General features: G+C 76.2%; 2 protein-coding genes. Both read right to left on the reverse strand.

Annotated elements, in window-relative coordinates:
- The coding region (locus CCN29_RS33980) for an SUKH-4 family immunity protein (RefSeq protein ID WP_503167735.1) at positions 1-1,596 on the reverse strand (1,596 nt) is incomplete at its 3' end.
- A 9-nt stretch (positions 1,597-1,605) separates the two neighbouring features.
- A complete protein-coding gene (locus CCN29_RS33985) occupies positions 1,606-2,625 on the reverse strand; it encodes an SMI1/KNR4 family protein (RefSeq protein ID WP_078592375.1) in 1,020 nt (339 codons plus the stop codon).
- Positions 2,626-2,865: the final 240 nt, after the last annotated feature.

Raw genomic sequence — 2,865 nt, forward strand, 5'->3', positions numbered from 1 at the left:
GGCGCGCCCCAGCCGCCCGGCACCCGGGGCGCCGGGCGGCTGGGGCGCGCCGGGCTGACCGGGGGCACCGGGAGGGCCGGGCGGCTGCGGAGCACCGGGGGCGCCGGGCGTGCCCGGGGCGGCCGAAGCGCCGGGCCGGCCAGGCGCACCGGGCGGGCCCGGAGGCTGCGGCGCGCCGTGCGCACCCGGGGCACCGGGCGCACCAGGCTGACCGGGAGCGCCGGGCTGACCGGGAGCACCGGGGGGACCGGGCGGCTGCGGCGCACCCGGCGTACCAGGAGCACCGGGCGTACCAGGAGCACCAGGCGCACCGGGCGGGCCCGGCGGCATGGGCGTGCCCGCGCCCGAGCTGTTGGGGTCGGCGAGCATCGTCGCCGCGTGGTGCACCCCGCCCGGCGGCGTGCCGGGCGTACCCGGCGCACCGGGCGGAGGCGGCGTCGGCGGACCCGACGGCGGCGGTGTCTGCGCGCCGGACGGGCCCTCCGGGCCCAGCGACGACACCATCTGCGTCGGCACGTAGCCGCTCGCCCCGCCCTGCGCGGGCGCGGGCGTGCCGCCCGGACGCGCGCCCGGCGTACCCGGGGCGCCCGGAGGCGGCGGGGTCGCCGGACCCTGGCCCCGCCTCGGCGGCGGAGTCGCCTTGCTGGTCGCGGCGTCCGCGATGTCACCGGCGTCCTGCGCACCCCCCGGAGGCGGCGGCGGTACGGGAACACCCGGAGCCGGGGTGCCGGGAACACCGGCCTGGGTCGGAGGCGGAGGCGTCGCGGAGGACCCCGTCGGGACCGCCGGCGCGACCGCCGTCGGCGGCAACTGGCTACCGCCCGACATCAGCGTCGTCCGCGCCTCGGGAGTCGCCGGGGCGTCCCCCTCCGGCTCACTCACCTGCGGCGCGTACACGGTCTGCGGCAGCGGCACCGAGCGGTCCTCGCCGCCGTCCGCCGTGGTGTCCGTACCGGCCCACGGCGTGCCCTCGTCCGCACCGCCGCCGGCCGCCGGCCACGCCGACCCGCCACCGTCGGAAGCGGAAGCGGCAGCCGCCGCACCGGAACCCGCGGACGGCTCCCCGGCGCCGGACGCGCCGGCACCCCGGCCCGCACCCGCGGACGACGACGCCCAGCCCGCGTCCGGCGCACCCGCCTGCCCCGGCACCGGACCCGCACCAGAACCGGAACCCGCGGCCGCTCCCGCCGCACCCCCCGACGTCTCCCCGCGCCGATCCGGGATCCCCAGCCGGTCCGCCGCCTCCTGAAGCCACTCCGGCGGACTCAGCAGGAACGACGTCTGATTGAGGTCCACCCGCGCCGGAGCCGGCGCCGGCTCCTCCGCCGCCGTCTCGTCCCGGCCGTACTCCTCCTCGTACCGGCGAATCACCTCACCCACCGGCAGCGACGGCCACAACGTCGCCTCACCGCTGTCCCGGGCGATCACCAGCCGCTGCCCGCCGCCGTCCGAACGCGGACCGTCCGCACGGTCCTCCGCCCACACCACGAACCCCAGGCCGAACTCCCGCACCCGCACCTCACGGTGCTGATACGCGGGCACGTCCCCGTTGACCCACTCCTCCGCGCGCTCCTGCGCCTGCGCGAACGTCACCATCGCTACGACTCACTCCCCCGCGGAAGAAACCGGGACGGCACGCGCGAAGCCGCCGTCCACCATCAGACTCGCCACCGTCTCCAACTCCGGAGGAGACCCCGCGAGCCGCGACAGGAACACGTCGAAATCCTCACCGCACGGCAGCAGCAGCCGCTCCACACGCTCCGCCTGCGACCACGAAGGATCCACGTCCCGCACGTCGTCGTACGCGCAGAACCACACCGACCCCTGCCGCTCCCCCCGCACCTTCACAGCCAGCAGACCGCCCTGCACGAAGGCGACACACAGATAGTCCTTGGTCAGATGGTCCCGCAGACACTTGTTCACATAGACCAGGTCGTTGACCGCGGCCTCGTCCCGCACCGTGAAGAACGGCTGGTCCACCAGCAGACCCAGCTCCGCGTCCAACGCCGTCCCCACCGGCGCGCACCCGCCCGCCGCCTTCAGGAACGACCGGTACGCGCCCGGCAGCCGGTACCCGAGATCCTCCTCGACACCCAGCACCTGCGACTCGGACACCGCCACACCCGACTTCGGCAGACCGAAATGCGCCGGACGCGTCTCCTGCAACGGCCGCGTGCCCCGCTTCGCGTGATCCACCGCCGCCGTCGCCACACCACCGTGATGCCGCAGCAGCGCCTTCACCTCGACCGGCACCAGCTCCAGACGCCGCGACCCGGCCACGTGATGCCACGTCCAGCCGTGCGGCGTCGCCACCGACGGCACCGTGTCCCACAACTCGTGACCCGTCGCCGCCAGCGCCGCGTTCGCCGACACGAAATCCGTCAGCCGCAGCTCGTCCACGCCGAAACCCTCCGGCGGATCCGCGATCTCCGCCGCCGCACGCGCGTAGGGCGAGAAATCCGGATAGCCGCGCTCGTCCACCCGCACCCCTCTCGGGTGACGGGCCGCCCGCACCGGATCCGGGAAGTGCACGACCTGCCCGGCATAGGCCGCGTTCGGCGGCGCGGAAGTGCCCCCAGCCTGACGGCCGGGAGGTGCCCCCAGCCCGAGCCGACCTGTCGTCATGGCGGTTGCCCCCTGCGGCACTCTGTACGCCCCGCCCGGCCCCGCCACCGGAGCCGTCACGGACCGTATTCGACTGTCACGTCTGTCTCGACTGCTTCACCACCGCGGCCCCCCGGCGCCCGCACACGGGAACACCGCTGGACCGCAGTGCCGACAGCCTATGCGGTACGCCCCCACCGGTCACCGGGCACCGGTCACCAGCCCCTCCGCTTCCGTGACCCGACGTCACCCACCCGTGAC

Origin of the sequence: Streptomyces pseudogriseolus (assembly GCA_002154585.1) — a bacterium.
Classification (GTDB): domain Bacteria; phylum Actinomycetota; class Actinomycetes; order Streptomycetales; family Streptomycetaceae; genus Streptomyces; species Streptomyces pseudogriseolus.